At 66.6% G+C, this 25,474-nt stretch carries 26 protein-coding genes and 1 riboswitch; of the genes, 14 read left to right on the top strand and 12 right to left on the bottom strand.

The features are described from left to right. Positions 1-59 precede the first annotated feature (59 nt). Genes EL272_RS10500 through trmB form a run of 3 tightly spaced genes read right to left on the bottom strand, consistent with a single transcriptional unit; the run spans position 60 to position 2,172 of the window. Complete coding sequence (locus EL272_RS10500) at positions 60-653, bottom strand: class I SAM-dependent methyltransferase (protein WP_061788372.1); 594 nt, start codon at positions 651-653, stop codon at positions 60-62. Beyond that, positions 650-1,462 (bottom strand): tRNA pseudouridine(38-40) synthase TruA, encoded by an 813-nt coding sequence (gene truA / locus EL272_RS10495; RefSeq protein ID WP_061788371.1) that lies wholly within the window; start codon positions 1,460-1,462, stop codon positions 650-652. The genes EL272_RS10500 and truA overlap by 4 nt, the downstream gene beginning before the upstream one ends. Beyond that, a complete protein-coding gene (gene trmB / locus EL272_RS10490) occupies positions 1,459-2,172 on the bottom strand; it encodes a tRNA (guanosine(46)-N7)-methyltransferase TrmB (RefSeq protein WP_061788370.1) in 714 nt (237 codons plus the stop codon). The genes truA and trmB overlap by 4 nt, the downstream gene beginning before the upstream one ends. Before the next feature lie 82 nt (positions 2,173-2,254). Beyond that, positions 2,255-2,322, top strand: a riboswitch (cobalamin riboswitch). 41 nt (positions 2,323-2,363) lie between these two features. On the opposite strand from trmB, the gene EL272_RS10485 reads away from it, so the two are divergent. Genes EL272_RS10485 through EL272_RS10470 form a run of 4 tightly spaced genes read left to right on the top strand, consistent with a single transcriptional unit; the run spans position 2,364 to position 5,870 of the window. After that, complete coding sequence (locus tag EL272_RS10485; RefSeq protein WP_041696565.1) at positions 2,364-3,593, top strand: ABC transporter substrate-binding protein; 1,230 nt, start codon at positions 2,364-2,366, stop codon at positions 3,591-3,593. After that, a complete protein-coding gene (locus EL272_RS10480) occupies positions 3,593-4,615 on the top strand; it encodes an iron ABC transporter permease (RefSeq protein ID WP_061788369.1) in 1,023 nt (340 codons plus the stop codon). Before EL272_RS10485 ends, EL272_RS10480 begins: the two co-directional genes overlap by 1 nt. Further along, positions 4,612-5,424 carry an ABC transporter ATP-binding protein gene (locus tag EL272_RS10475; RefSeq protein ID WP_014847170.1) on the top strand — a complete coding sequence of 271 codons (813 nt, stop codon included), beginning with the start codon at positions 4,612-4,614 and terminating at the stop codon, positions 5,422-5,424. The genes EL272_RS10480 and EL272_RS10475 overlap by 4 nt, the downstream gene beginning before the upstream one ends. A gap of 35 nt (positions 5,425-5,459) precedes the next feature. Beyond that, on the top strand, positions 5,460-5,870 hold the full coding sequence (locus tag EL272_RS10470) for a YccF domain-containing protein (protein ID WP_014847169.1): 411 nt from the start codon (positions 5,460-5,462) through the stop codon (positions 5,868-5,870). 69 nt (positions 5,871-5,939) lie between these two features. Here EL272_RS10470 and EL272_RS10465 read toward each other — a convergent pair whose 3' ends face one another. Further along, positions 5,940-8,021: an elongation factor G-like protein EF-G2 gene (locus tag EL272_RS10465; protein WP_014847168.1), complete on the bottom strand. Its 2,082-nt coding sequence runs from the start codon at positions 8,019-8,021 to the stop codon at positions 5,940-5,942. Positions 8,022-8,135: 114 nt separating this feature from the next. On the opposite strand from EL272_RS10465, the gene EL272_RS10460 reads away from it, so the two are divergent. Further along, complete coding sequence (locus EL272_RS10460) at positions 8,136-9,587, top strand: DNA-3-methyladenine glycosylase 2 family protein (protein WP_061788368.1); 1,452 nt, start codon at positions 8,136-8,138, stop codon at positions 9,585-9,587. Beyond that, positions 9,584-10,042 (top strand): methylated-DNA--[protein]-cysteine S-methyltransferase, encoded by a 459-nt coding sequence (locus EL272_RS15765; RefSeq protein ID WP_061788367.1) that lies wholly within the window; start codon positions 9,584-9,586, stop codon positions 10,040-10,042. The genes EL272_RS10460 and EL272_RS15765 overlap by 4 nt, the downstream gene beginning before the upstream one ends. Here EL272_RS15765 and EL272_RS10450 read toward each other — a convergent pair. Continuing rightward, positions 10,033-10,764 (bottom strand): Fic family protein, encoded by a 732-nt coding sequence (locus EL272_RS10450; protein WP_244926070.1) that lies wholly within the window; start codon positions 10,762-10,764, stop codon positions 10,033-10,035. The genes EL272_RS15765 and EL272_RS10450 overlap by 10 nt on opposite strands. Before the next feature lie 303 nt (positions 10,765-11,067). Between EL272_RS10450 and rplM the strand changes: the two genes are divergently transcribed. The 3 genes from rplM (at position 11,068) to glmM (ending at position 13,523) form a co-directional block, all read left to right on the top strand. Further along, on the top strand, positions 11,068-11,511 hold the full coding sequence (gene rplM / locus EL272_RS10445; RefSeq protein WP_041696563.1) for a 50S ribosomal protein L13: 444 nt from the start codon (positions 11,068-11,070) through the stop codon (positions 11,509-11,511). 14 nt (positions 11,512-11,525) lie between these two features. Further along, complete coding sequence (gene rpsI / locus EL272_RS10440) at positions 11,526-12,053, top strand: 30S ribosomal protein S9 (protein ID WP_014847163.1); 528 nt, start codon at positions 11,526-11,528, stop codon at positions 12,051-12,053. A 117-nt stretch (positions 12,054-12,170) separates the two neighbouring features. After that, the gene (glmM, locus tag EL272_RS10435; RefSeq protein ID WP_014847162.1) at positions 12,171-13,523 is read left to right on the top strand and encodes a phosphoglucosamine mutase; all 1,353 of its coding nucleotides are present in this window, start codon (positions 12,171-12,173) and stop codon (positions 13,521-13,523) included. Positions 13,524-13,533: 10 nt separating this feature from the next. Here glmM and coaA read toward each other — a convergent pair whose 3' ends face one another. Both coaA and EL272_RS10425 read right to left on the bottom strand, forming a co-directional pair. Beyond that, positions 13,534-14,466: a type I pantothenate kinase gene (gene coaA, locus EL272_RS10430; protein WP_014847161.1), complete on the bottom strand. Its 933-nt coding sequence runs from the start codon at positions 14,464-14,466 to the stop codon at positions 13,534-13,536. Between the two features lie 75 nt (positions 14,467-14,541). Continuing rightward, positions 14,542-16,605: an NAD(+) synthase gene (locus EL272_RS10425; protein ID WP_061788366.1), complete on the bottom strand. Its 2,064-nt coding sequence runs from the start codon at positions 16,603-16,605 to the stop codon at positions 14,542-14,544. 181 nt (positions 16,606-16,786) lie between these two features. On the opposite strand from EL272_RS10425, the gene glmS reads away from it, so the two are divergent. Genes glmS through EL272_RS10410 form a run of 3 tightly spaced genes read left to right on the top strand, consistent with a single transcriptional unit; the run spans position 16,787 to position 19,763 of the window. Then, positions 16,787-18,616 (top strand): glutamine--fructose-6-phosphate transaminase (isomerizing), encoded by a 1,830-nt coding sequence (gene glmS / locus EL272_RS10420; protein ID WP_014847159.1) that lies wholly within the window; start codon positions 16,787-16,789, stop codon positions 18,614-18,616. Positions 18,617-18,630: 14 nt separating this feature from the next. Then, positions 18,631-18,981 (top strand): holo-ACP synthase, encoded by a 351-nt coding sequence (locus EL272_RS10415; RefSeq protein WP_014847158.1) that lies wholly within the window; start codon positions 18,631-18,633, stop codon positions 18,979-18,981. Beyond that, complete coding sequence (locus tag EL272_RS10410) at positions 18,978-19,763, top strand: ADP-dependent NAD(P)H-hydrate dehydratase (protein ID WP_061788365.1); 786 nt, start codon at positions 18,978-18,980, stop codon at positions 19,761-19,763. Before EL272_RS10415 ends, EL272_RS10410 begins: the two co-directional genes overlap by 4 nt. Positions 19,764-19,805: 42 nt before the next feature. Here EL272_RS10410 and EL272_RS10405 read toward each other — a convergent pair whose 3' ends face one another. From EL272_RS10405 to EL272_RS10385, 5 genes are all read right to left on the bottom strand, one after another. Then, positions 19,806-20,339, bottom strand: a complete 534-nt coding sequence (locus EL272_RS10405; protein ID WP_234028374.1) for a hypothetical protein — start codon at positions 20,337-20,339, stop codon at positions 19,806-19,808. 9 nt (positions 20,340-20,348) lie between these two features. Beyond that, positions 20,349-20,786 (bottom strand): hypothetical protein, encoded by a 438-nt coding sequence (locus EL272_RS10400; protein WP_244926069.1) that lies wholly within the window; start codon positions 20,784-20,786, stop codon positions 20,349-20,351. A gap of 112 nt (positions 20,787-20,898) precedes the next feature. Next, positions 20,899-21,291 carry a hypothetical protein gene (locus tag EL272_RS10395; RefSeq protein ID WP_061788364.1) on the bottom strand — a complete coding sequence of 131 codons (393 nt, stop codon included), beginning with the start codon at positions 21,289-21,291 and terminating at the stop codon, positions 20,899-20,901. 110 nt (positions 21,292-21,401) lie between these two features. Then, positions 21,402-22,703: a hypothetical protein gene (locus tag EL272_RS10390; protein WP_061788363.1), complete on the bottom strand. Its 1,302-nt coding sequence runs from the start codon at positions 22,701-22,703 to the stop codon at positions 21,402-21,404. Positions 22,704-22,783: 80 nt separating this feature from the next. Further along, positions 22,784-23,167: a DUF6507 family protein gene (locus tag EL272_RS10385; protein ID WP_061788362.1), complete on the bottom strand. Its 384-nt coding sequence runs from the start codon at positions 23,165-23,167 to the stop codon at positions 22,784-22,786. A 366-nt stretch (positions 23,168-23,533) separates the two neighbouring features. Between EL272_RS10385 and EL272_RS10380 the strand changes: the two genes are divergently transcribed. Next, positions 23,534-24,787 (top strand): MFS transporter, encoded by a 1,254-nt coding sequence (locus EL272_RS10380; RefSeq protein ID WP_061788361.1) that lies wholly within the window; start codon positions 23,534-23,536, stop codon positions 24,785-24,787. Then, positions 24,787-25,455: a TetR/AcrR family transcriptional regulator gene (locus EL272_RS10375; RefSeq protein ID WP_073970132.1), complete on the top strand. Its 669-nt coding sequence runs from the start codon at positions 24,787-24,789 to the stop codon at positions 25,453-25,455. The genes EL272_RS10380 and EL272_RS10375 overlap by 1 nt, the downstream gene beginning before the upstream one ends. The last annotated feature ends 19 nt before the right edge of the window (positions 25,456-25,474 follow it).

Here is a 25,474-nt window from a genome sequence, read left to right as displayed (position 1 = left end):
GCGGCCGGGCCGCGACGGTCCTCCCAATCCTATGCAGCCTTTCAGGACCCGTGGGGCAGTCAGTTGGGCGAGTCGCCGCCGCGCCGGACCTTCAATACCCGGAAGCCCTTCGCCGAGGCGAGTTTCTCCGTCGGCCATTCCTGTTCGGTGAGCCATGTCGCGAGGGAATCCGCGCCGAGATTCTTGCTCACCACTAGATACGCGGTCCCGTCGGGTTTCAGCCGGGGCAGCCAGGTGAGCAGGAGTTCGTGCAGGGCCTTCTTCCCGATGCGGATCGGCGGGTTGGACCAGATCTCGTCGTAGACGGCGTCGTCGGGCGAGAAGGTCCGCACCCGGTCAGCCACCCGGGCGCGTTCCGCGTTCATCCGGGTCAGGGCGAGGGCCCGTTCATTGACGTCGACCGCATCCACCCGCACCCCGGGGCTGGCCGCGGCGATCCCCACCGCTATCGGCCCGAACCCGCACCCCAGGTCGAGAACCTTCCCGTGTTCCGGCGGGGCGACGGTGCGCAGCAGCACCGAGGTGCCCAGATCCAGCCGGGAACCGGAGAACACCCCGTTCGCGGTGGTGAAGACGAACTCGCGTCCGAACACCGTGGCGGTGATCTCGCGGGTGGTCATGGGGGAGGGGTCGTTGGTGAAGTAGTGGCTCATGTCTTCTCCAGGCTTCGGCGGGCGCGGGCCTCGCGGGCACGCGAGGCGAGCTGCTCGTCGGCGGGATAGCCGACCTCCTCCAGCACCAGGCCGTGGGCGGGCATCAACGGCACCTCCCCGCAGCGGTGGTCGCTGCTTGCGACCTCCTCCAGCCACGCCAGGTTCCGGCGTCCCGCACCGACCACGGTCAGTGCCCCGACCAGGGCTCGCACCATCGAGTGGCAGAAGGCGTCGGCCAGCAGGTGCACCTCCACCACCCCGTCGCCGCGCCGCGTGACGGTGAACTCCCGCAGGTCGCGGATGGTGGTGGCGCCCTCACGGGCCTTGCAGAACGGGGCGAAATCCCGCAGCCCCGTCAAAAGCCGCGTCGCCTCCTGCGCGGTGCCCAGGTGCAGCGGGTGCCGCAGCTGGACCACGTGGTTGCGCAACAGGGGGTCCGGCACCTGTGCGGAGTCGATCAGGCGATAGCAGTAGCGCCGCCAGACCGCGGAGAAACGGGCGTCGAAGCCGTCGGGGGCCTCGGTCACGTCGCGGATGGCGATGTCGCCGGGGCAGATCCTGCGCAGCCTGCGCAGCAGGTCGGTGGGGGACAGGGCCGGGTCCTCGACGTCGACGTGACACACCTGGCCGCGGGCGTGCACCCCGGCGTCGGTGCGGCCCGCGACGGTGAGCGCAGGTGCCGGGTCGAGGCGAAGCACCCTGCCCAGAGAGTCCTCCAGCACCCCCTGCACCGTCCGCAACCCCGGCTGGGAGGCCCAGCCGTGAAAAGCCCCGCCGTCGTAGGACAGGTCGATGCGCAGCCGGGTCACGGCAACCGCCGGTAGGTCAGGTCGTAGACCCTGCGGCCCTGCGCCAGGCCCTTGGCCTCGTATTTCGTGACCGGGCGTGCCTCGTACCGCGGCGCCCAGTCGTCGTGGAGGTTCTCGAGACGTGGATGGGCGTCGAGCGTCTCCCGCTGCCAGAAAGCGTAGTCCTCCCAGTCCGTGGCGAGCCGCCACAACCCACCGGGCCGGAGTTTCAACGCCACCAGGTCGGCAAATTCCGTGCTCACCAGGCGGCGTTTGTGGTGCCGGGCCTTGCGCCACGGGTCTGCGAAGAAGGTCCACAGCTCTGTTAGGGAAGCATCGTCGAACAGCACCGCTAACCCCTGCGCGCCGTTTGCCGGCACGATGCGCACGTTGCCCACCCCTTCGCGACCCAGACGCCCCATGGTGGAGGCGATGCCGGGTGGGAACACCTCGAAGGCGATGAAGTCGTTCTCGGGGCGGGCTGCGGCCATGGGCACCAGTGAATCCCCGTTTCCCGACCCGATCTCCACGATTCGTGGGGCCTGCCTGCCGAATACCGCATCCCAGTCGACGTGGGCGTCGTCGGCGATGGACGTGTCCATCTCCGCGGCGGGCACGTCTATGAGGAAACGGGCCCGGTGACGATCCCAGGCCGCCCGCTGCGAATCGTTCATCCGGGTGTTGCGGCGCACGAAACTGACGATGGTGCGCTGGGGACGGGGCGGTTTCATCCCGCGATGATAACCGGGATAACGAGCCCCGCCGTCGAGGTGACAAATGTTTGGCGGTAAGTTTTCTCATAGTCTCGCTGCGCAGGAATCCGGTGGAAATCCGGAACGGGCGCGCCACTGTGACCCGCGAAAACGGGAAGTCAGGAACTGTCGGTGAAGACCATCCCAAAAGGACGCGACATCCAGGATTGGTGATCAACGTGGAACTAACCCGCACCCTCGCAGCCCTAGCCGCCGTCGCCCTGCTTTCGTTGACGGCCTGCGCCCAAACGTCGCAAACGGAGGGAGGTGCCTCGAGCTCCCCTGCCGGAATCGGGAGCGACGGCTGCGTCACCCAGTACGACGCGAACGCCGACTACTTCCCCGAAAAGACGAGCTTCTCCCACGCCACCGGGGTGACGGTGGAATACCACGGCTCCTACAAGACCGTGACGGTCAAGGAACCCCTGCAAGGCGCCTCGCCGGAGACCTACGTCCTCGTGCAGTGCGGGGCCAACCCCGAGCTGCCATCCGAACTCGCCAACGCGCAACGCATCTCCATTCCGGTGCACCGAGCCGCGACCTCCTCCACCACGCAACTGCCCGCCTTCGAGCTGCTGGGGGCCACCGATTCCCTGGCGGCGGTGCAGTCCCCGGCGTTCGTCTGGTCCGAACCCATCACAAAGCTCATCGCCGACGGCAAGATCGTCGGTTTCGGCAACGATTCCGGTGGCATCAACGTCGAAACCCTCGCGGCCGCCACCCCCGATCTGTTCTTCTCCAGCGGTACTCCTGACCCGGCCTATGACAAGATCCGGGAGCTGAAGATACCCGTGGTGGGCAACTCCGAATGGTTGGAGAACACCCCGCTCGGCCGGTCGGAGTGGCTGAAGTTCACGGCCCTGTTCACCAACACCGAGGGCACCGCCAACCAGGTCTTCCAGAAGATCGAATCCGACTACACGGCGGTGAAGGACAAGGTCCAGCAGACCACCGAACGTCCCACCGCCATCACCGGTGCCCCCTTCAACGGGGAGTGGGCCCGTCCAGGGGGTCGCAGCTACGTGGCCGCCTTCCTCGCCGACGCCGGCATGACGTACGTCTTCGCCGACGATGAGTCCAACAGCAGCATCCCGACGGCGATCGAGACGATGCTGGAGGCCGGCGCCCGGGCCGACATCTGGCTCAACGCCGACATGATGAAGAAATGGCCCACCATCTCCGCAATCGGCACCGACGATCCACGTCTGGTGACGATCAAGGCGGCCCAGGACGGGCGGGTCTACAACCCCACCAAGCGCATCAACGCTGCGGGTGGGAACGACTACTGGGAGCAGGGCGTGGTGCGCCCCGACCTGGTGCTGCGTGACCTCGCCAAGGCCGCCCATCCCGAGCTGTTCGCCGACCAGGACTACACCTTCTACGAGCAGCTGCCCGCCTGATGCGGCACCCACTCGGGTTCGCGATCCTCGTTTGCGCGCTGACCGCGGCGGTGGCCGCGGGCCTGGTGCTCGGCCCCGCCCAGATCACCCTCGAGGAGGTCTGGGCGGTGCTGACGGGGCAACCCACTCGGCCCATCGCCCAGCTGATCGTCGGTTCCGTCCGGCTGCCCCGCACCATCACGGCCTGCCTGGCGGGGGCGGCGCTCGGGGTCACGGGACTGGCCATGCAGACGCTGTTCCGCAACCCCCTGGCGGATCCGTTCATCCTCGGCATCTCCGCCGGCTCCTCGCTCGGCGTGGCGGCGGTGATCCTCGTGGTCGGGGGCGGTGGGGCTGCCGCCCTGACCGCGGGACTCGGCTTCGGCGGTGACTTGGCGGTCGTCGTCGCATCCGCCATCGGCTCCGGAACGGTGATGACCGTGGTGTTGCTCGTGGGGCATGCCGTGCGTTCCTCGGTGACCCTGCTGCTGATCGGGGTGATGATCGGGTACCTGGTCTCGGCCGGGGTGAGTGTCATGATGTCCTTCTCCACCCCCCAGCTGATCGCCGCCTATTCGCGATGGGGGTTCGGCAGCTACGGCGGGGTGACCTGGGCGAATCTTCCGCTGATCTCCGCGGTGATCGGAATGGGGCTGGTGGCTTCCTTGGCGTTGTTGAAACCCCTCAACGCGCTGCTGCTGGGGGAACGCTACGCGCAGAGCGTAGGCCTGAACCTCAGGGCGGCGCGCATGGCGCTGATAGCGCTGACCTCGGTGCTGGCGGGAACCGTGACCGCTTTTTGTGGCCCCATCCAGTTCCTCGGGATCGCGGTTCCGCACCTGGCCAGGGGCATGTTCAACACATCCGATCACCGCGTCCTGATCCCCGCCACCGCCCTGACGGGGGCGCTGCTCGCACTGACCGCCGACATCATCGCGGGGCTGCCGGGCGATTCGGTGCTGCCCCTGAACGCCATCAACGCGGCTTTCGGGGCGCCCGTGGTGATCTGGATCCTGCTGCAACGCCGGAGGGCCGCGCTGTGAACGTCCTGGAACTGGCCGGGCTCACCGTCGGGTACCGCACCCGGCGGAGCAGGAAGGTGGTCCTGGCGGGGCTCGACACCAGCCTTGAGAAGGGCCGTCTCGTCGGTCTGGTCGGGCCCAACGGGGCCGGGAAGTCCACCCTGCTGCGCACCGTCAGTGGGTTGCAGCCGCCGCTGGCCGGGAGCGTGAGGCTGCTGGGCCGGGACCTCGGGCGGATGCGGCGCGACGAAATGGCCCAGCAGGTCGCGGTGGTGCTCACCGACCGGGTCGACCCGGGACGCCTGACCGTCGCCGACGTAGTCGCTCTCGGCAGGCACCCCCACACCGGCTGGTCTGGGCGGCTCGGGGTTTCGGACCGTGAGGCCGTCACCACCGCCCTCGAAGCCGTCGGGGCGGGAGAGCTGGCGAAACGGATGCTGTGGGAACTGTCCGACGGGCAGCGACAGCGGGTGATGATCGCCCGCGCCATCGCGCAGGCCCCCCGGTTGCTGCTGCTCGACGAACCCACCGCCTTCCTCGACCCGCCCGGACGGATCCGTGTCTTCGAGCTGCTGCAGGACCTGGCACACGACCGCGGGCTCGCGGTGGTGGTGTGCACCCACGACGTGGAGGTGGCGGCCCGGCACGCCGACCGGCTCTGGGTGGTCGGGCCGGAAAACGGAATGCGCGTCGGAACCCCCCACGAACTGGCCCACGACGGCACCCTGGAGGCCGCATTCGGCGGGGGCGTCGGTTTCGACCCGGACAGCTACACCTTCGTCTCGCACCGGTCGCAGCCGGATCGGGGAGGGCATCAGGGGAATACCTGAGGCACCGGGAACCCGTCGGTACCTATGCTGAGTTCATGCGCACCCTGCTGAATCTGATCTGGTTCCTCCTCGCCGGCATCTGGCTGGCGATCGGCTACACGATTGCGGGGATCATCGCCTGCGTGTTCGTCATCACCATCCCGTTCGGCGTCGCCGCGTTCCGGATGGCCTCCTACGTCGCCTGGCCCTTCGGCAAGGCCGTGGTCCGACGCCCGAGCGCCGGAGTGGGTTCCGGCATCATGAACCTCATCTGGTTCGTTTTCTGCGGCTGGTGGCTGGCGCTCGGACACGTCATCGCCGCGATCGCCCAGGCCGTGACCATCGTCGGCATCGTCAACGCGATCGTGTCGTTGAAGATGATCCCCGTCACCTGCTCGCCTTTCGGCAAGCAGATCGTGGACCGTAGCAACCTGGCCCCCTGGGACCGTCCGCTGCACTCCATCTGAGAAGTCCTCGAAAACGATCAACCGCCGCTGGGACTGCCAGCGGCGGTTGATCGTCCTTCCTGCCCTGCGTTATTTCTTCGGCCAGAGTTCCCGGGGCATCAACTCATAGCTGTTGAACTCCCGGGTGAAGCTGCCCGTGCCCTGAGCCAGGCCGCGCAGGTCGATGGGGTAGTTGATCAGCTCCAGCTGCGGCACCAGCGCGTCGATGATGGCGTGGTGCTCGGTGTCGGCGTCGCTGCCGAGCACCTGCCCGCGGCGACCCGCCAGGTCCGTCAGGACCGGTCCCAGGAAGGCCTCCCCGACGGTGATTCGCACCCGGTCGACCGGTTCCAGCACACCGATGTTGTTCTCCGTCGCGGCCTCGCGCAGCGCCAAGGCGCCCGCGGTTTGGAAGGCCATGTCGGAGGAGTCGACGGAGTGGGCCTTGCCGTCGTAGAGGGTGACGGCGAAGTCCACCATCGGGAAGCCGAACAGGGTGCCCTTGGCCATCTGGGACTGGATTCCCTTGTCCACCGACCCGATGAACTGGCGTGGCACGGCGCCGCCCACCACCTTGTCGATGAACTCGTATCCCGCACCGCGTTCGAGGGGAGTGATCTCGATCTCGCAGACCGCGTACTGGCCGTGGCCACCCGACTGTTTCACGTGGCGTCCCTGGGCTTTCGCGGGGGCGGTGAAGGTTTCCCGCAGCGGTACCTTCACGGGCACCTCGTGGATGTTCAGGCCGTAGCGCTGCCTCAGCCGCGCCAGCAGCAACTCCTTGTGTGCCTGACCCATAGTCCACAGCAGTTGCTGGTCGGTTTCGGGGTGACGTTCCAGGCGGACGGTGACGTCCTCGACGGCCAGCCGTTGCAGCGCCCCGCCGAGCTTGTCCTCGTCGCCCCGGGTGTCGGCTTCGATGGCGACGGGCAGCAGCGCCTGCGGAACCCGCCAGGGCCGGATCGCGCCCGGGCGCTCCGGGGCGGACAGGGAATCCCCGGTCTCGGCCTTGGACAGGCGCGCCACGTAGACGATCTCGCCCGCGATGGCCTTGTCCTTGCCCACCAGCTCCAGGCCGATCGGAGCTGAGAGCTGACCCGCCTTGTCGCTCTCGTCGTGATCGGGATGGGACGGGTCCTCGGTTTCTCCGAACAGCTCACGCCTTCCGGAGACGTGGATGGCGTCGTCGGTACGCAGGGTTCCGGAGAACACCCGCACCAGCGACAGGCGACCCGAATACTGGTCGCTGGTGGTGCGGATCACCTGCGCCACCAGCGGGCCGTCCGGGTCGCAAGTGGCGTGCGGCAGGGTTTCGCCGTCGAGGGTGACGATGTCGGGGACGGTGGTGGTGTTGGCGGCGGGGAAACCCTTCTCGATCCAGCGCAGCAACTCCTCGGTGCCGACGTCGCTGGTGGTGTGGGCGGGTAGGACCGGGAAGAACCGGGCGCTGATGATCGCCTTGTTCAGCACCTCGTAAACCTCGGCTACGGCGATCTCCTCGCCCTCGAGGTAGCGCTCCATCAGGTCCTCGTCCTGGAGCTCGGTGATGATCGCCTCCAGCAACGGGGCGCGCTGCTCGTCGATGTAGGCGTTCTCCTCCTCGTTGGCGTCGCGGGATACACGGGTGCCGGAGGAGTAGTCGTGGATTCGTTTGTTCAGCAGGGAGATGTTGCCGGTGGAGCGGTCGCCCTCGCGGATCGGCAGCAGCGCCGCGACGACACCTTCACCGAAGGCGTCGCGGCAGACCTCGACCATGGCGAGAAAATCGGCGCGGCCCTGGTCCAGTTTCGTGATGGCGATGATGCGGGGCAGGCCTGCCTTCTGGCACTCCTCCCACAACGCTATGGTGGCCGGCTGGATCTCCTCGCCGGCGGGGATAACGAACACCGCCGCGTCGGCTGCCCGCAACCCGGCGCGCAGCTCCCCGACGTACTCGGGGTGACCGGGGGCGTCCAGGAGGTTGATCTGCACGTCCCTGGCGGGGATGGAGGCCAGGGTGAGGGAGGCCGCTCGCTCGGGGGTGTCCTTCTCACCGCGATAGCCCTCCACCCTGGCGCGCAGGAGGTGTTCGAAGAGGGTGGTCTTTCCCGACCCGCTGGCACCAACGAGGATGACATTACGGATTTGCTCGGGAGAACTGATTGCTACGTGAGTACTCGACTTTGAGGCCATAACAAGAACACTAGTGCCTTGTCGGGACGCATCAAGGTTGGGTCTTGGGAAAGGCACCGAGATGTCTTGATCCCGCCAGAAAAACTGATCGGGAATCCAGCAGACTTGTGTTGCATGAACACGCTTCCCCTCGACGAGGACTCCTGCTACGAGGCGTGTGCGGGACGCGAACACGCCTGGGACGGACACTTCGTGCTGGCCGTGACCTCGACGGGCATCTACTGCCGTCCCTCCTGCCCCGCCCGGCTGCCCCGCCGCGAGAACTGTCGATTCTTCGTTAGTGCGGCCGCCGCGGTTGCCGCCGGTTTCAGGGCGTGCAGGAGATGCCGGCCCGATCGCCTCCCCGGCGAGATGGGCTGGAGCCGGCGGGAGGATCTGGTCGGTCGCGTCGTGCAGGCCATCCGTGACGGGGTGGTTGACGATCTCGGTTTGGCAGGGCTGAGCGAACGACTCGGTGTCGGTGTGCGGCAGCTGAACCGGATCTTCCGGGAAGAAGTGGGGGCCACGATTCACCAGGTCAACCGGACCCGCAGGGCCCACACCGCCCGGATGCTCATGGACCACACCGATTGGAAGCTGGGTGAGATAGCCCTCGCGGCGGGTTTCGGGAGCATCCGCCAGTTCAACGACGTCATGCGCGCCGAGTTCGGCACCAGCCCCAGAGGGCTGCGACGCCACTCCGAACCCGAAACTGCGCGCGGTGGGAGCGGGCGGATCCGGCTGACGGTGCGGCTACCCGCCCCGGGGATGCAGGCGGCCACCGCCATGCGGGCAGCGCTCGCGGCACACTCGGTACCGGGGGTGGAGAAGTTCGAGTCCGGGGCGTTGACGCGCCTGGTGGACACCCCGGCGGGTGCGGCGCTCGCGCGAACCGACGTGATGGGCAGGGTGGAGCTGGATCTGCCTGCGCTCGGCGCCCTGGCCCCCACCCTTGGCGCGGTGCGTCGCTGGCTGGCCCTGGACGCCGACACCGCCACCGCCGATGCTCTGCTGGGCTGCGATCCGCAGCTGGCCCAGCTGGTGGCGGAAAGGCCCGGATTGCGGGTCCCCGGGGTGGTTGACGGGGCGGAGTTCGCCTTCTTCACCGTGCTGGGCCAGCAGATCTCGCTCGCCGCCGCCCGCACCGTGCAGGAACGTTTCATAACGTCACACGGCAGGCCCGCGCCGGGACTGGGGGAGCAGTGGCGGCTGCCGCCCGAGCCCGCGGCGGTGGCCGAGGTAGGGGAGAATGGGCTTCGGGAGTCATTGAGACTGACCCGTTCCAAGGCCGCGACGCTGCACGCCCTGGCGATCGAACTGGCGGGCGGGCTCCGCGTTGATCCATGGACCGACCGGGGCGAGACTCGCAGCAGGTTGTTGGGAATCCGGGGAATCGGGGCATGGACCACCGAGTTCATCGCCATGCGCGGACTGGGTGACCCGGACGCCTGCCCTTCCGGGGACCTGGTGCTCCAACGCGCCCTCGGTCTCGCGACCTCCCGTGAGGTGCTCGCGAGAGCGGAGGCCTGGCGGCCCTGGCGCTCGCGCGCCGTCATGCACCTGTGGACAAAGGAGAGCTACCTGTGAAACACGAAGCCATCCTCGCCCTGCCCGGAGGGGACTGGACGATCATCATCGAGGACGACGAATTGATCAGCTGCCGTCACGGCGTTTCACCCCAGGGGCTGCCCGCGGCGCCCGGGAACCACCCGATCCTTTGCGCGCTGCGCGCCTACGCCGATGGCGACCTCCCGGCGCTGGACGAAATCCCGGTGACCCAGCCCGGCGGCGAGTTCCACACCGCGGTCCGGGATGCGATGCGGAGGATCCCGCCGGGACGCACCGTTTCCTATTCGGAGCTGGCGGCCATGGCCGGGCGTCCCGCCGCCGCGCGTGCCGCGGCCGGCGCCTGCGCCCGCAACCGGGTGGCGGTCGTGGTTCCTTGTCACCGGGTGATCCGCGGCGATGGGGGTCTCGGCGGCTACGCCTTCGGTCTGGAGGTCAAGCAGGCCCTGCTGGATTTCGAGCGTCGTCACGCCTGAGGGCGCTCGGTGAGCCCCTGGGTGCGGAGCATGTCGCGGACGGCGTCGTGTTCGTCGAACACGTAGGCCCGGGCGAGCAGGTCGTTGAACCGGTCCGCCACAGAGGGGTCGTGCTCGTCGAAGGGGACAGTCAGGATCTGCCCGGTGCCGCCTGCGATGAGATGTGCGTTTGCGACGAACAGGGCGGTGCGTTTGTTGCCGTCCTCGAAGGGCTGCGCCTTGGCGAGGACGAGGAACAGGTTCAAGGCGCTCTCCACCGGCTGCACCGGGGTGATCGCGGCATCGACCAGCCGCTGCAGGTCCTTCTCGGTCAGGGCCTCGGGAAGGTGTCTGCCGTGGCGGGTCCTGACTCCGATCCGCTGCTCGGCGGTGCGGAGCCTGCCGGGGTTGATCGCGGCGCTGCGGGTGAGCTGGGCGTTGACCTGCCGTACGAAGGAGGCATCAATGGGGAGGGCTCTGTGATCGATGATGAACTGCGCAACATCCCTGAGGTCCAACAGAAGAGCGAGATCGGAGCGTGAGGTGACGCCGTCGGTGGAGCCGGAGCGCAGGAAGTTCTCGGTGTCCACCCGGCCGGTTCCGAGGCCGTCGAACACCTTCCCCGAGGAGTAGATGACACCGACGAGGTCGGTCGTGCTGAGGCACTGCACCATGGAAAGCCGCCTTTCAGGAATCCAGTCTTGCAGCAGGAGGATCTCCAGCACGTTCATAGCACGTGCCACGAACGGGTCGTGAGTTCTGAGGAAGCAGCGGAGAGTTTGCCGCAGCGTGAATGCCGCAAAGAATCAGGTTGGGTGCTGCGCCCGGCAGCCGAAACCTCTGGAACACGGTGCTGGGACCAGAGCCGGGTGGGAGCGGCCGCTCGCGGTTCGACTCGACGGACGGGGCGGTCGGGATGATGTTTTGACCACACCGGCCTTGCCGACCTAAACTGGGGCGCTGTTGCGCGCCGTGCCGTCGACCCGTGGGTCGGGCGGCTGCGCGTGTGCGACCTCTCAAGTGTTTGATAACGAATGGAAGTTGCTGTGTCAACGTACACCCCAAAGCCTGGCGAGATCGCCCGGAACTGGCATGTGATCGATGCTGAAGACGTCATCCTCGGTCGTCTGGCCTCCCAGGTCGCCACGCTGCTGCGCGGCAAGCACAAGCCGACCTACGCTCCGCACATCGACGGTGGCGACTTCGTGATCGTGGTCAACGCTTCCAAGATCGCCCTCACGGGCAACAAGCGCACCGACGACATGCGCTACTCCCACTCCGGCCGTCCCGGTGGCCTCAAGGCCGTCTCCATCGGCGAGCTGCTGGAGAAGAATCCCCGCAAGGCCGTGGAACGCGCCGTCTGGGGCATGCTGCCCAAGAACAAGCTGAGCCGCCGGCTCATCGGCAAGCTCAAGGTGTATCCCGGACCGGAGCACCCGCATGCCGCGCAGAAGCCGCAGCCCTTCGAGATCACCCAGATTGCCCAGTGAGCCTAGGAAGTTCGATGACTGAGACCACCACCGCGGTCGAGGAGACCGCCGACGAGATCAAGCCGTTCGTCGACGAGCAGGACCGCGAGATCGCCTACCGTTCCGATTCCAACCCCGGGACTGCCGCCAGCGAGACCAGCCGGGCCGCCATCATCGCACCGGGGGCCGCCACCGGCCGCCGCAAGGAGGCCGTGGCCCGCGTGCGCATCGTCCCGGGTTCCGGGCAGTGGGCCATCAACGGCCGCACCCTTGAGGACTACTTCCCGAACAAGGTCCACCAGCAGCTGGTTTCCGACCCGTTCGCGGCGGCGGGTGTCACGGGCTCCTACGACGTCATCGCCCGTATCGATGGTGGTGGCGTCACCGGGCAGGCCGGTGCGCTGCGTCTCGGCATCGCCCGGGCGCTCAACGAAATCGACACCGAGGCCAGCCGCCCCGCCCTGAAGAAGGCCGGGATGCTGACCCGCGACGCCCGCGTCAAGGAACGCAAGAAGGCTGGCCTCAAGAAGGCCCGTAAGGCCCCGCAGTACTCCAAGCGCTGATCCCATCCCGGATCTGCACCGGAACGCCCCCGCGATTCGTGGGGGCGTTTTCGCTGCGCCCGGTCCGGTGCACCGCAGCCGGGCATGACTCCCGCAACAGGGCCTAAGCTTGCCTGCATGGCTCGACTCTTCGGAACCGACGGCGTGCGCGGCGTCGCGAATCAGGAACTGACCGCTGAACTGGCCCTCAACCTGTCGGTTGCGGCCGCCCACATCCTCGGCGAGGCCGGGGTGTTCGGGCGACGCCAACCGACCGCGCTGGTGGCCCGCGACCCCCGTGCCTCCGGCGAGTTCCTGGAGGCCGCTGTCTGCGCAGGGCTGGCCAGCGCCGGCGTAGACGTGCTGCGCGTCGGGGTGGTTCCCACCCCGGCGGCTGCCTACCTGGTGGGCGAGTACCGTACCGACCTCGGGGTGATGATCTCCGCATCCCACAACGACATGCCCGACAACGGCATCAAGTTCTTCGCCCGCGGCGGCGTCAAACTCGACGACTCCCTGGAGGACGCCATCGAACAGCGGATGGGGGAGGAGTGGCAGCGGCCCGTCGGCGACAAGGTGGGGCGAATCATCGACCAGCACCAGGCCGTCGAGTCCTACCTCTCCCACCTGGTGAAGTCGCTGCGGGCCGACAAACCCCTGTCCGGACTGACCATCGTCCTCGACTGCGCGAACGGCGCCTCCTACGAAACCGCCGTCGCTGCCTTCGAAGCGGCTGGGGCATCGGTGACCGCCATCCACGCGTCCCCGGACGGCATCAACATCAACGCGGGCTGTGGTTCCACCCATCCCGGGGACCTTCAGAAGGCGGTGCTCTCGTCGTCGGCGGATCTCGGCCTGGCCTTCGACGGTGACGCCGACAGGTGTCTCGCGGTGGACCACGAGGGCAACCTCATCGACGGCGACCAGATCCTCGCGATCCTCGCCCTGGCCTTGCAGGAGGATCACCGGCTGGCCTCCAACACCGTCGTCGTCACCGTGATGAGCAACCTCGGGTTGAAACTGGCACTCGCCGAACACGACATCCGCATCGACCAGACCAAGGTCGGTGACCGCTACGTGCTGGAGTCGATGAGCGCCAACGGCTTCTCCCTCGGAGGGGAGCAGTCCGGGCACGTGATCATGAACGAGTTCGCGACCACCGGTGACGGTGTCCTGACCGGCCTGCACCTGGCCAAGCGGGTCGCGACCACCGGCAAATCCCTGAAGGAACTGGCATCGGTGATGACGAAACTTCCCCAGGTGATCATCAATGTCCGTGGCGTCGACAAGCTCCGTGCCGGGATCGACAACGAGATCACCGCGGCCGTCGCCGACGCCAGTCATGAACTCGGCAAGTCGGGCCGCGTCCTGTTGCGGCCCTCCGGCACCGAACCGGTGGTGCGGGTCATGGTCGAGGCCCCGACCGATACCCAGGCCCGCGAGGTGGCCGAACGACTGGCGGCCCTCGTCAAGAAACGTCTCGCCATCTGAGCGGCGAGCATCACACCTTCCGGATCGCTATGGTCTGCACCCGGTGATCCGGGCCCTTGCGGAGAATCGCGGTGGCCCGGTCCCGGGTGGTTTCGATGTTCTCGCGCAGGTTCGGTCCGTTGATGGTGTTCCAGATGTGGCTGCCGAACTGCAGCGCCTCCGCGCGGCTCAGCTGGGTGAAACGTTTGAAAAAGCTCTGGGGGTCGTGGAAGGCGGTGTCCCGCAGCACCATGAAACGTTCCAGGAACCATCGTTTGATGTTGGCTTCGTCGGCGTCCACGTACACCGAGAAGTCGAAGAAGTCACTCACGGTGGCGCCCGAACGGCCGTGCGTGTCCGCGCGGGCGGGCTGCAGCACGTTGAGGCCCTCGACTATCAGGATGTCAGGGCTCTCTATCACCGTCTGTTCGTCCGGGACGATGTCATAGATGATGTGGCTGTAGACGGGGGCCGTCACGCGGGGCTCCCCGGACTTCACGTCGATCACGAACTGCAGCAGCGCCCGGCGGTCGTAGGACTCGGGGAATCCCTTGCGGTCCATCAGGCCCCGTTTCTCCAACTCCGCCGACGGCAGCAGGAAACCGTCGGTGGTGATCAGGTCCACCTTCGGGTTCCCCGGGGCGCGCCGCAGCAGCTCCCGCAGCAGGCGCGCCGTCGTCGACTTCCCGACCGCCACGGAACCGGCGACCCCGATCACGAACGGCGTGCGGCGCACCTTCAAGTTCAGGAACCGGTTCGATTCCTCACGCAGCCGGCCCGCATTGGCGATGTAGAGATGCAGCAGCTGCGTCAGGGGACGGTAGATCTCGGCCACGTCCTCGGCGGAGGTCGGGTCGCCTAGACCACGCAGCCGCTCGAGAGTGGCTTCGTCGAGATCGATCTCGGTGTTGTTCGCCAGCGAGGCCCAGGCACCTCGTCGCAACACCACGTAGGGTCGGGACACTTCTTCACTCCATCGGGATGGGCCGAGTCGCCCAAAATGCTAGCAGGGCGTCGCCAAGTTGGCCGGACCAAGGGGTCAGGCCGGCGGGACGTCGCGGGCGATCTCGTCGAGCCAGAGACGCGGCCCGACATCGGAGGGCATCCGCCAGTCGCCGCGCGGCGACAGGGAACCGCCAGGAACCACCTTCGGGCCGTTCGGGAGGGTGCTGCGCTTGAACTGGTTCGTGGTGAAACGCCGCACGAAAACCTCCAGCCAGTGACGGATCGCCGCCAGGTCGTAGGAGTGACGCTCCTCCTCGGGAAGCCCTGCCGGCCAGTGGCCTGCGGTCGCGTCGCGCCAGGCGTGATGGGCCAGGAACGCGATCCTCCGAGGACGCAGGCCGTGGCGCAGCAGGTGGTACAGGGTGAAGTCCTGCAACTCGTAGGGGCCGATCGTCGCCTGGGTGGACTGCGGGACCTCGCCCGGTTTCGTGGGGATCAGCTCCGGGGTGATCTCGGTGTCCAACACCGACACCAGCACCCGGTTCACCTCGTCGTCGAACTGCCCGGAGGAGACCACCCAGCGGATCAGGTGCTGGATCAGGGTCTTCGGGACCCCGGCGTTCACGTTGTAGTGGCTCATGTGGTCGCCGACCCCGAAGGTGCACCAGCCGAGCGCCAACTCCGACAGGTCACCGGTGCCAACGACGATTCCGCCGTGATGGTTCGCGGCTCGGAACAGAAAGTCGTAGCGGATGCCCGCCTGGACGTTCTCGAAGGTGATGTCGTAGGTTTCCTCGCCGTCCGAGTACGGATGACCGAGATCCTGCAGCATCTGTTCCGCCATCGGGCGGATGTCGACGGTGGCGAAACTCACCCCGAGGGCCTCCGAGAGAGCCTGGGCGTTGCTGCGGGTGTGTTCGGTCGTCGCGAACCCCGGCATGGTCCAGGCCAGCACGTGGGTGCGGGGCAGGCCCAGGCGGTCGCAGGCCTTGGCGGCGACGATCAGCGCGTGAGTGGAGTCCAGGCCCCCCGATACCCCGATGCACAGGCGCGGCGCGCGGGCCGGGTCGCCGCCGCCGATGGCCAGCATGCGCCGCTCCAGGCCCGATACCTGGATGTTGTAGCCCTCGTAGCAGTCCTGCTCCAGGCGGTCGGGGTCGTTGGGGACGAACGGGAAGCGGTCCACGGGACGTTCCAGGCCGAGATCCCCCGCCGGGGGGACGAGGCTGAACTCGATCACGTCGTGCCGCAGGGGAGCGTCCAGGCCTCGGAGGTTGTCGTCGAAGGATCCCTGGCGCAGCCTTTCCTGACGGATGCGTTCCAGGTCGACGTCGGCTGCCGTGAGCCGCGCCGAGTCGGGGAAGCGTTCGCCCTCCGCTAGGAGGGAACCGAGTTCGTGGATGATCGTCTGCCCGTCCCACGACAGGTCCGTGGTGGACTCCCCGAACATCGCCGCCGCGTAGACGTGGGCGGCCAGGCAGCGACTCGACGTGGAGGCCGCCAGTGCCCGCCGGTCGGCCGCCTTCGCGATGGTGATGGGGGAGGCCGACAGGTTCAGCAGCACCGTCGCCCCGGCCAGGGCGGCGAGGTGGCTGGGTGGCACCGGAACCCACATGTCCTCGCAGATCTCGACGTGAACCCTGAGATCCGCGACGTCGGAGGCGGCGAAGATCAGGTCGTTTCCCACCGGGATCAGCTCCCCCCAGCCGGGGATGTCGACGGTGGGCGGCAGGTCGTTCGTGCCCGGGGCGAAGTGACGTTTCTCGTAGAACTCCCGGTAGTTGGGGAGGTAGGACTTCGGGACGATGCCCCGCACCTCGCCGCGGTGGATCACCACGGCGCAGTTGTAGAGCCGGTTGCCCAGCACCACGGGGGCTCCGACGGCGAACAGCGGCCGGAGTCCCGTGCTCTCCCGGCACAGCCGGGCCACGGCCTCGTGGACGGCGTCCAGCAGCGAATCGTTCAGCAGCAGGTCGTCGATGGCGTAGCCGCTGATCCCCAGCTCGGGGAAGGCCACCACGGCCACTCCTCGGTCGTGTGCCTCGCGCATCACCTCGAGGGTGCGTTCCGCGTTGGTGTCCGGGGCGAAATCGGCGACGGGCAGCGTCGCGGCCGCCACCCGGGCGAAGCCCTGGGTGTAGGCATTGAAGAAGTCCATGCGGGAAGCATAGAGGCTGGGGATGCCGCCCCAAGGGGCTCCGGAGCCAGGGGATGACCGTTTCAAACCGTTGCGGGGACCGGAAGTTCCAAACGGCGATCAAGGGTTCACGATAGCGCTGATGACCTGAGTCGAAGGTGAAGGTCAAGAAACGCGCAGTTTTGATGTACAGTTTCCCAACGTGTGTGGAATCGTTGGATACCTCGGAAGCCGCGACGGGCGGCAGATTGTCATCGACGGACTTCGTCGGCTCGAATACCGCGGCTACGACTCGGCGGGCATCGCTGTCGTAGCCGACGGTGAACTCTACATCCGCAAGAAGGCGGGCAAGATCGCGAACCTGGCGGCCGCCATCGAGGCCGACCCGCTGCCGGAGTCGGGAACGGCCATCGGTCACACCCGTTGGGCCACCCACGGGGCGCCCACCGACGCGAACTCCCACCCTCACGTCGCGGGCCGGATCGCCATCGTGCACAACGGCATCATCGAGAACCACGCGGCCCTGGGGGAGGAGCTGGATGTCGAGTTCGCCTCCGAGACAGACTCCGAGGTGGCGGTCCATCTGCTGTCCCGTGAGGTCGCGGCCGGGGCCGACCTGGTTTCCGCCATGCGCGCGGTCGTGACCCGCCTGGAAGGCGCGTTCACGCTGGTGGCGGTTGATGCCGCTGACCCGGACCGGATCGTCGCGGCACGCCGCAACTCCCCGTTGGTGGTGGGCATCGGTGACGGCGAGTACTTCCTCGCCTCTGATGTCGCCGCCTTCATCGAACACACCCGCGACGCCGTGGAGTTGGGGCAGGACCAGATCGTCGAGCTGACCCGCGACGGCGTGGTCGTCACGAACTTCGACGGCACCCCCGCCGACACCCGCGGCTTCCACGTCGACTGGGACCTCAGTGCCGCCCAGAAGCAGGGCTACGACTGGTTCATGCGCAAGGAGATCTTCGAGCAGCCCCGCGCGGTGGCCGACACCCTGCTCGGACGCACCAACGAGCTCGGCGAGATCGTCCTCGACGAGATCCGCATCAGCCCCGAGGAGCTGAGGAGCATCAACAAGATCGTCATCGTGGCCTGCGGCACCGCCTTCTATGCGGGCCTGGTGGCGAAGTACGCAATCGAGCACTGGACCCGCATCCCCTGCGAGGTGGAACTGGCCAGCGAGTTCCGCTACCGCGACCCCATCATCGACCCCACGACCCTGGTGGTGACCATCTCCCAGTCTGGGGAGACCGCCGACACCCTCATGGCGATCCGGCACGCCCGCGAGCAGCACGCCAAGGTGGTCGCGATCTGCAACACCAACGGTGCGACCATTCCGCGCGAGTCCGACGCGGTCATCTACACCCATGCCGGACCAGAGATCGGGGTGGCCTCCACCAAGGGTTTCACCACCCAGCTCATCGCCTGTTACCTCCTCGGCCTCTATCTGGCGCAGGTGCGGGGAACGAAGTACGCCGACGAGATCGGCGGGGTGCTGGAGGAGCTGGAGCGGATGCCCGAGGAGCTGCAGAAGCTCCTGGACGCGCAGGAGAACGTCCTCAACCTGGCGGCCGAACTGAAGGACGAGCCCTCGATCCTGTTCCTGGGACGCCACGTCGGCTACCCCGTTGCCCTCGAGGGCGCCCTGAAACTCAAGGAATTGGCCTACATCCACGCCGAGGGCTTCGCCGCCGGTGAGTTGAAACACGGCCCGATCGCCCTGATCAGTGAGGGCCTGCCGATGTTCGTGGTGGTGCCCCCGCACAGCCGCGACCAGCTGCGCGACAAGGTGATCTCCAACATCGCTGAGGTGCGCGCCCGGGGTGCCCGCACCATCGTGCTGGCGGAGGCCAACGACGCCGACGCCCGCGCCCACGCCGACCACTTCATCGAGCTGCCGCACGTCTCCACGCTGCTGCAGCCGCTGCCCGCCATCGTGCCGCTGCAGCTGTTCGCCTGCGAGGTCGCCACCCTCCGCGGCCACGACGTCGACCAGCCCCGCAACCTGGCCAAGTCGGTGACGGTGGAGTAACCCGGGGCGGGGCCATGATCGTCGGCATCGGCACGGACCTGTGCGTCATCGAACGGTTCGAGGCGATGCTGAGGCGTCGCCCCGGGATCGCCGAGCGCATCCTGACGTCTGGGGAGCGGGCGCTTCCCGTGCAGTCGCAGGCCGCACGGTTCGCGGCGAAGGAGGCTCTCGCCAAGGCGCTCGGCAGTCCCGGCGGCATGAGCTGGCTGGACGTGGAGGTGGTCAGGTCCGAGGCCGGGGCGCCCTCGTTTGTGGTGACCGGAACCGTGGCCGAACGGGTGGCGGAACTGGGCGTCACCCGAATCCACCTCAGCGTCTCCCACGACGGCGGGTTCGCCACCGCGACGGTGGTGTGCGAGGCGTGACCGGTGTCGTGACCGCCGGGGAGATCGCGGCCTGGTGGCCGGTCCCGGGGGCGGAAAGCCACAAGTACACGCGCGGCGTGGTCGGAATCGACGCCGGGTCGCCGCAGTATCCGGGGGCCGCGTTGCTGGCGATCTCAGGCGCTCTCGGGGCCGGTCCCGGGATGGTGCGTTATCTCGGGTCCGCTCCCCGCGACCTCGTGGTGGGGCGTTTCCCGAGCGTCGTGCTCGCCGATGGGCAGGTCCAGGCCGTGGTCGCAGGATCGGGCTGGGGTGCCCTGGTAGACGCCGGGCCCCGCCTTCGGGAGGCGCTGGAGCGGCGGGTGCCGCTGGTGATCGACGCGGACGCGCTCAGGCTGCTTCCCGCCGACCTGCCCGCCGAGACTCTTCTGACCCCCCACGCGGGTGAGCTGGCCCGGCTCCTTGGGGTGGAGCGCGGCGAGATCGAGGCCGACCCGGTGGCCGCCGCGGTCCTCGCCGCCGGGCGGTTCAAGGCGACGGTGCTCCTCAAGGGGGCGGTCCAGCCGGTGGCCTCGCCCGACGGTTCCGTGCGACTGGCCCTGTCCGGCCCCGCGTGGACGGCGCAGGCAGGTTCCGGCGACGTGCTGGCCGGGGCCTGCGGCACCCTGCTGGCCGCAGGCCTGCCCGCTGGGCGGGCGGGGCTGATGGCTGCCAGTCTCCAGGCGCTCACCGCGTCGCGTTTCCCCGGACCGTACCCGCCCGATGTGCAGGCGTCGCGTTTCCCCGAGGTGGTCTGGGGACTACTGGCTCCCGATCAGCAATGACTGCAGACACCGGTTGAACCACTCCATGCGTTTGAATGGGGGTTAGCGGGGTGCTCCGCGGATGAGGAGCCAGCAGCGACCGAGGGGGCGTTCAACAACGAGTTGCACTTTACCGAACCCTGTTACCCATGGGTGTTGAATGGCGGTGAAGTCAATATCCTTCATATATGCAAGATATTCAGTGTCCGGGTAGTTTTCTATACCATCTCCTGATCGGCTGGTGTATGTGTAGATGTGGTCTCTTATGGGTTGTGGTTGGGTGTGGTAGGCGATGACGTATCCCCAGCCTCCGGGGTAGGATTCAGCGAATTTGGTGGCCGGGGTGATTGTGATGTTGATGGCGCCTTCCGGGAGGGTGGTTTTGCCGAGGGCGAGGATGTCGTCGAGGTGGTCTAGGTCGGCGGGGTAGGGGGCGTTTGCCTGGCCGGTGGGGGTGGTGGTTTCTTCCGGTGTGAACTGGATGCCGGGGAAAGGATTGGCACAACCAGTTAGCGCGACGACCACCGCCGCCGTCGCGGCTGCGATTATGGTTCGTCGTGGCGAGTGTGTCATGGGAGTGTGCTTATCATGACGCATGAGCGGGGGCTAGCGGAATCCACCGCGAATGATAAGCCAACACCTACCAAGAGGGCGTTCAATGATGATTTCTGCGTTTTTAAAGCCGGTGATCCATGGGTGCTGAATTTTTGTCATATCGATGTCTTTGACGTGGATAGCAGATCTAGCTTCGGGGTAGTGATCTACGCCATCTCCTAAATCTCCGGTGTGTGTATTGAGGTGGTCACGGATGGGTTGCGGTTCCGCGTAATAGGCGATGACGTATCCCCAGGCTCCGGGCGAGGCCTCGGCGGTCTTGAGGGCCGGTGAGACCGTAATGTTGCTAGCACCTTCAGGAAGAGTGGTCTTACCGAGGGCAAGGATGTCGTCAAGGTGTTCTAGGTTGGCGGGGTAGGGGGCGTTCTCCATTCCGGTGGGGGTGGGTTGCCCCCATGGGGTGAATTCGATACCGGTACAGCCGGTCACCCCCGCTACTATCGCGGTGGCCGCAGCTAGGAATATGGTCCGACGCGGTAGGTGGGTCATGGTCCGGTCTTGTTTGGTGATTTGCTGCTCAAGCTGGAACGTCGTATGGGGTTCAGCGTGGTGCGCCGCGGATGAGGAGCCAGCATCGACCGAGGGGGCGTTCGATAACGATTTGGACTTTACCAAAACCGGTAATCCATGGATGCTGGATATTTGCAACGTCGATGTCTTCGACATCAAAGGGTGGCCTGGTATCTGGGTAGTCTTCTATGTTGTCTCCTGAGTGGCTGGTGTATGTGTCGATGTGGTTTCGGATGGGTTGCGGGTCTGCGTGGTATGCGATGACGTATCCCCAGCCTCCGGGGTAGGATTCGGCGAATTTGGTGGCCGGGGTGATCGTGATGTTGGTGGCACCTTCTGGGAGGGCGGTTTTCCCGAGGGCGAGGATGTCATCGAGATGGTCGAGGTCGCTGGGGTAGGGGGCCCCCTCTTGCTGAGTTGACATGGAGGTTTCCTCAGGAGTGGGACTGGCTGGTTCAGTTGGGGTGGGTGTGCAGGCGTTGAGCAGCGTGACGATTGCAGCAGCTGTGAGTATGGCTCGGCTCGGTGAGTGTGTCATGGCCCGGTCCTGATAGTGGATTCGCCAATGAGATCGTACTCCTGGGCTATCCCAGCGCGGTGCAGCTCCTGCAGTTGCTTGTCGGTGACAGTGAGCGGCCCGATTCCAGTTTTCTTGTTTCCATCCCAATTGTACCGGTCGGCGGTGTGCACCTGATACTTGTAGGTGTAACTGCCATCCGGATACACGGTAATGGTTCCTGCCGTCGCGTGCTGGTACCCGCCAGTAGCATAAAACCAATTCTCATTCTCGTTTTTCTTGGCGTAATTATCTTGCCACTCTGTAACAAAAGGATATGTCATTGGCCCTGCGTATCCTGAGTTTTTTGCGTCTTTAACTGCCTTGTCTACGTAGCTCTCTATGTCGGAATTGACTTTGCTTTGTAACTTGGGGAGGTCGTTGAGCATACCATTGGTGTTCATGTCGATTGGTTTCCCGGAGTTGCCGAGGAAGTGCATGAGGTTTCTCGCCGCATCGGGCCAGAAGGGCTGCATCAATCCTGCGGCGGATGCTGCAGCTTCATGTGTTGCGTAGTCGCCTAGGTTTGCTCCTCGCTGTGCGTATGGTCCTGACCCCTCCCCTTCGCTGTCGCCAGGGTACTTCCACGGCTCAGGGCGGGGCATAGCCGCGGACTCACCAGCAACGGGCTCCCCTAGTCCCAATGCCTCCCCATTAGCGCCTGTCTCCTGCGTGATTTCTCCCGAGCGGAGACGACCATGGCGTGCCTCATCGATCTCCCAAACTCTGAGATCAGGTTCAATCGGGATCAACCCAGGTCCCCCGCCGGCCAGGTTCACAACACCCCCACCAACATGTGCGGTGTTGCCTTGGACGGCGTGGATTTTGCTGCTGCACTCCTGCTGCGCATCCTCCAGGGCCTGAACGAACCTGGCGACCCGCCCCTCCAACGCAACAGCCTCCGAACACAACAGATTCAGCTGATGTTGCTGGGCGGTCGCGTCATCACCCTGGACGGGGCACTGGGAGACCGCCGCGGCCTTGGCCTCGTGGGTGGCGATGTCGGCGGCGAGTTGTTCTCGTATCGTTTTCAACTCATCGAGCCGGTCGGCATAGACCATCAACGCGGCGCAGGCGGTCTCGGCATGCCCCGCTAGCGTGCGGGCGCACACACCGGGCCTGGCCATGGCGGCCAACACAACCGGCGCCTCAGGGGCCGAATACGCCACCCCGAGGCCGTTCCACGTCGCCGCGACCTCATCGGCGGTGTTCACCACGCCACGAAACGCATTCAACAAGCTTCCGGTCGCCTCACGCACCGGCCCGGCCTCATCCAACACGGGAAGACTCAACGACACCTCACCACACCCCCTCGAATCCCAGATGCCGCACGCCAAAGGTGTTAGCAGGGGTTCTCATGTCAGCGCCTCCCGAACCGGACCGGGTCATACGGGCTTTCCCCACTGCTACCGGGCAGCCATGCCGGAACTTCCGCGAAGGAGGCCACAGCCCGCGCATTCCCGGCCATCACGAAATCCCCGTCGCGGTACACACCCAAAGCGTCACCAGCACAGCTGATGACGGTCCCGGTCAGTTCCCTCACCTCACGCAGACCGGGAACACCACAACCGCTCATCCACCCCTCGACCGCGGCAGCCACGATTCCCGAATTGCTCAACGCAGCCGCCAAAACCCCCGCGCTCTCGGCCACATCGCCTTGCGCGGTCACATACCGTCCAGCACTCGCCGCTGCCGAGGCCACCACCTGCCCGGCAGTCTGCTCGTCAACCCTCCACCAGGACACATCAACCTCCTGCCAACCGGGAAGGAAGGATGAACACACGGTATTTTCAAGCCCGACGGTCAATCCAGACCCTGACCAAAACCAACCCAAACTCTGACCGAAAGTTAACCCCGCGATCCCGCGGTGCGATGGGAGGAAGCGAGGTGCGCGGGCCCGTCAAGGCTGGCCGTTCCGACCCGCGAACGTCGACGAGCCGGTTGCGTCGAAACCGTGGGGCTCGGGGAACCCTGCTCGGTGGCGCCAGGGATGGTTTCATGCGGGCGGGTCCGGCCCGGCAAGCGCGGAGCGCCATGGTCCTGGTCGGCCTGCTCGTGGCGGATCCTCAAATTATGGCGGTTCGCCTCCAAAATGATGTAGGTTGACCTCGTGACAACCAACGAAGCCAAACCACAGGGGACGTCGAAGTCCCAGATCCCTCTGCTGCTCGGGACCGTGCTCATCGTTTACGTGGGTCAGATGACCCTCAGCCCGATCATCGCCCCCCTTTCCCGCAGGCTTGGCATGCCCGAATGGCAGTTGGGCGTGACCATCTCGGCCGCCGCCGTCATGGTGGTGCTCACCTCCGGGTTCTGGGGGCGAAGAGCCCAATCGAAGGGATTCAAACCCGTGCTCCTGGCGGCCCTGGCGCTCGGCATCGTGACCATGATCCTGTTCTCCGGGCTGGCCGCCGCCGGCATGCAGGGGCTGCTCACGGGCACCGTTTTGTTCCTGCTGTTCGTGCTGCTGCGAGGAATCGGTTTCGGGACCGCTATCGCAGCTGTGCCGCCCACGGCCCAGGCCTACATAGCCGAGTTCACGCCCGAGGGTCCGGCCCGCGTCAAGGGAATGGCCGGGGTCGGTGCGGTGCAGGGAATCGCCAGCATCCTCGGGGCGATCGTGGGTGGAGCCCTGGCCGGATTCGGCCTGCTGACCCCCATAATCGTCGTGCCCGTGCTGATCGGGATCGCCATGCTACTCGTGCTGGCCTGCCTGCACGGCGGGGCGGGCAGCCGGCTCGTGGAGAGCCCGATCCGGGTGAGCCCCATGGACAAGCGGGTTCTGCCCTTCCTGGTGGCGGGTTTCGGCACCTTCACCGCCCTCGGTTTCATTCAGAACACGGCCAGCTTCATCATCATGGACAGGTTCCACCTGGATGAGGTCGCGGGCGGTCAGCTGTCCGGTGTCGTGATGCTGGCAATCGGGATCGGCATGATCATCGCCCAGGCCGTCGTCGTGCCCGTCACCAAGTGGGCGCCGCCGATGCTGCTGCGCGTCGGTGCGGCGGTCGGCACCGTCGGGTTCGTGGTCATGCTGCCCGAGGCGGAACTCTGGGTGATGTTCGTATCGGCCCTGCTGATCGGACTGGGAATCGGTATAGCGATGCCCGGCTACACCTCCGGACCCACCATGCTGGTCGAACACGACGAGCAGGGCGGGCTCGCCGGGGTGATCGGCGCCACCAACGGCCTCACCTACGTTCTCGCCCCGACGCTCAGCACCCTCTTCTACGGCTGGTGGCGGCCGCTGCCCGTCATCGTTTCCGTCGTGGTCCTGGGAGTCGTCGCGGTGTTCGTCCTCGCGCATCCCGCCTTCCGAAACTTCCGTCCCAACTCGGAGACCGCAGTAAAGGAGGAGGCGTGATGGCTGAAGGAGCGAGGCGTGGCCGTCCGCCGCGCCTAACAAGGGAGACGGTGGCCAGGGCGGTGCTCGAGGTGGGGTTCCCACAGCTGACTTTCACGGCAGTGCGGGAACGTCTCGGGGTGGGGGAGAGCACCTTGTTCCGCTACGCACCCGACCGTGACGAACTGGTGCGCCTGGGGCTCGGCCTGGCCATGGAGTCGGTGGAGATGCCCCCTCGGCAGGGGCCGTGGCGGCAGGTGCTCACTGACTACGCCGTCTTCGCCTGGCGTTTCTGGGAGGCCCATCCCGGTTCGGCTACCGAGGTGTCGCGAGGGGTTTTCACCCTCGTGATGGTGCGGCTCTCCGATGAACTGTGCTCCTTCCTGATGGAATGCGGTTTCACGGCCCGCAACGCCCTGCTGACCTGCGACCTGGTCTTCGACATGGTGGTGGACAGCCGCCGCGGGGTGGAACACATGGACGGGCTGTCGGCCGAAACCGGCCCCGAACGTGACGACATGAAAAGGCAATGGGTGCCTGATGAACCGGAAGATAACCCCGTGCCCGGTTGGGAGAAGATCCGCCAGGCCAAGCTCGAGGCGGTCAACCTGCCGCCCTTCGACTGGTTCATGAAGAAACTGGAGGTGATCCTCGCCGGGGTGGCCGCGTCCCTGGCTCCCCGGGAATGACGCTCGAATTGCTCAAACC

This window comes from Arachnia propionica (genome assembly GCF_900637725.1).
In the GTDB taxonomy this organism is placed as follows: domain Bacteria; phylum Actinomycetota; class Actinomycetes; order Propionibacteriales; family Propionibacteriaceae; genus Arachnia; species Arachnia propionica.
This window is presented reverse-complemented; position numbering and strand designations above follow the sequence as displayed.

Bases quoted from the DNA above. Each gene is read 5' to 3' on its own strand.
- EL272_RS10500 (WP_061788372.1), bottom strand. From the start codon at position 653: ATGAGCCACTACTTCACCAACGACCCCTCCCCCATGACCACCCGCGAG.
- trmB (WP_061788370.1), bottom strand. From the start codon at position 2,172: ATGAAACCGCCCCGTCCCCAGCGCACCATCGTCAGTTTCGTGCGCCGC.
- EL272_RS10480 (WP_061788369.1), top strand. From the start codon at position 3,593: ATGCGGCACCCACTCGGGTTCGCGATCCTCGTTTGCGCGCTGACCGCG.
- EL272_RS10470 (WP_014847169.1), top strand. From the start codon at position 5,460: ATGCGCACCCTGCTGAATCTGATCTGGTTCCTCCTCGCCGGCATCTGG.
- EL272_RS10465 (WP_014847168.1), bottom strand. From the start codon at position 8,021: ATGGCCTCAAAGTCGAGTACTCACGTAGCAATCAGTTCTCCCGAGCAA.
- EL272_RS10460 (WP_061788368.1), top strand. From the start codon at position 8,136: ATGAACACGCTTCCCCTCGACGAGGACTCCTGCTACGAGGCGTGTGCG.
- rpsI (WP_014847163.1), top strand. From the start codon at position 11,526: ATGACTGAGACCACCACCGCGGTCGAGGAGACCGCCGACGAGATCAAG.
- glmM (WP_014847162.1), top strand. From the start codon at position 12,171: ATGGCTCGACTCTTCGGAACCGACGGCGTGCGCGGCGTCGCGAATCAG.
- EL272_RS10425 (WP_061788366.1), bottom strand. From the start codon at position 16,605: ATGGACTTCTTCAATGCCTACACCCAGGGCTTCGCCCGGGTGGCGGCC.
- EL272_RS10415 (WP_014847158.1), top strand. From the start codon at position 18,631: ATGATCGTCGGCATCGGCACGGACCTGTGCGTCATCGAACGGTTCGAG.
- EL272_RS10405 (WP_234028374.1), bottom strand. From the start codon at position 20,339: ATGCGTCATGATAAGCACACTCCCATGACACACTCGCCACGACGAACC.
- EL272_RS10395 (WP_061788364.1), bottom strand. From the start codon at position 21,291: ATGTCAACTCAGCAAGAGGGGGCCCCCTACCCCAGCGACCTCGACCAT.
- EL272_RS10375 (WP_073970132.1), top strand. From the start codon at position 24,787: ATGGCTGAAGGAGCGAGGCGTGGCCGTCCGCCGCGCCTAACAAGGGAG.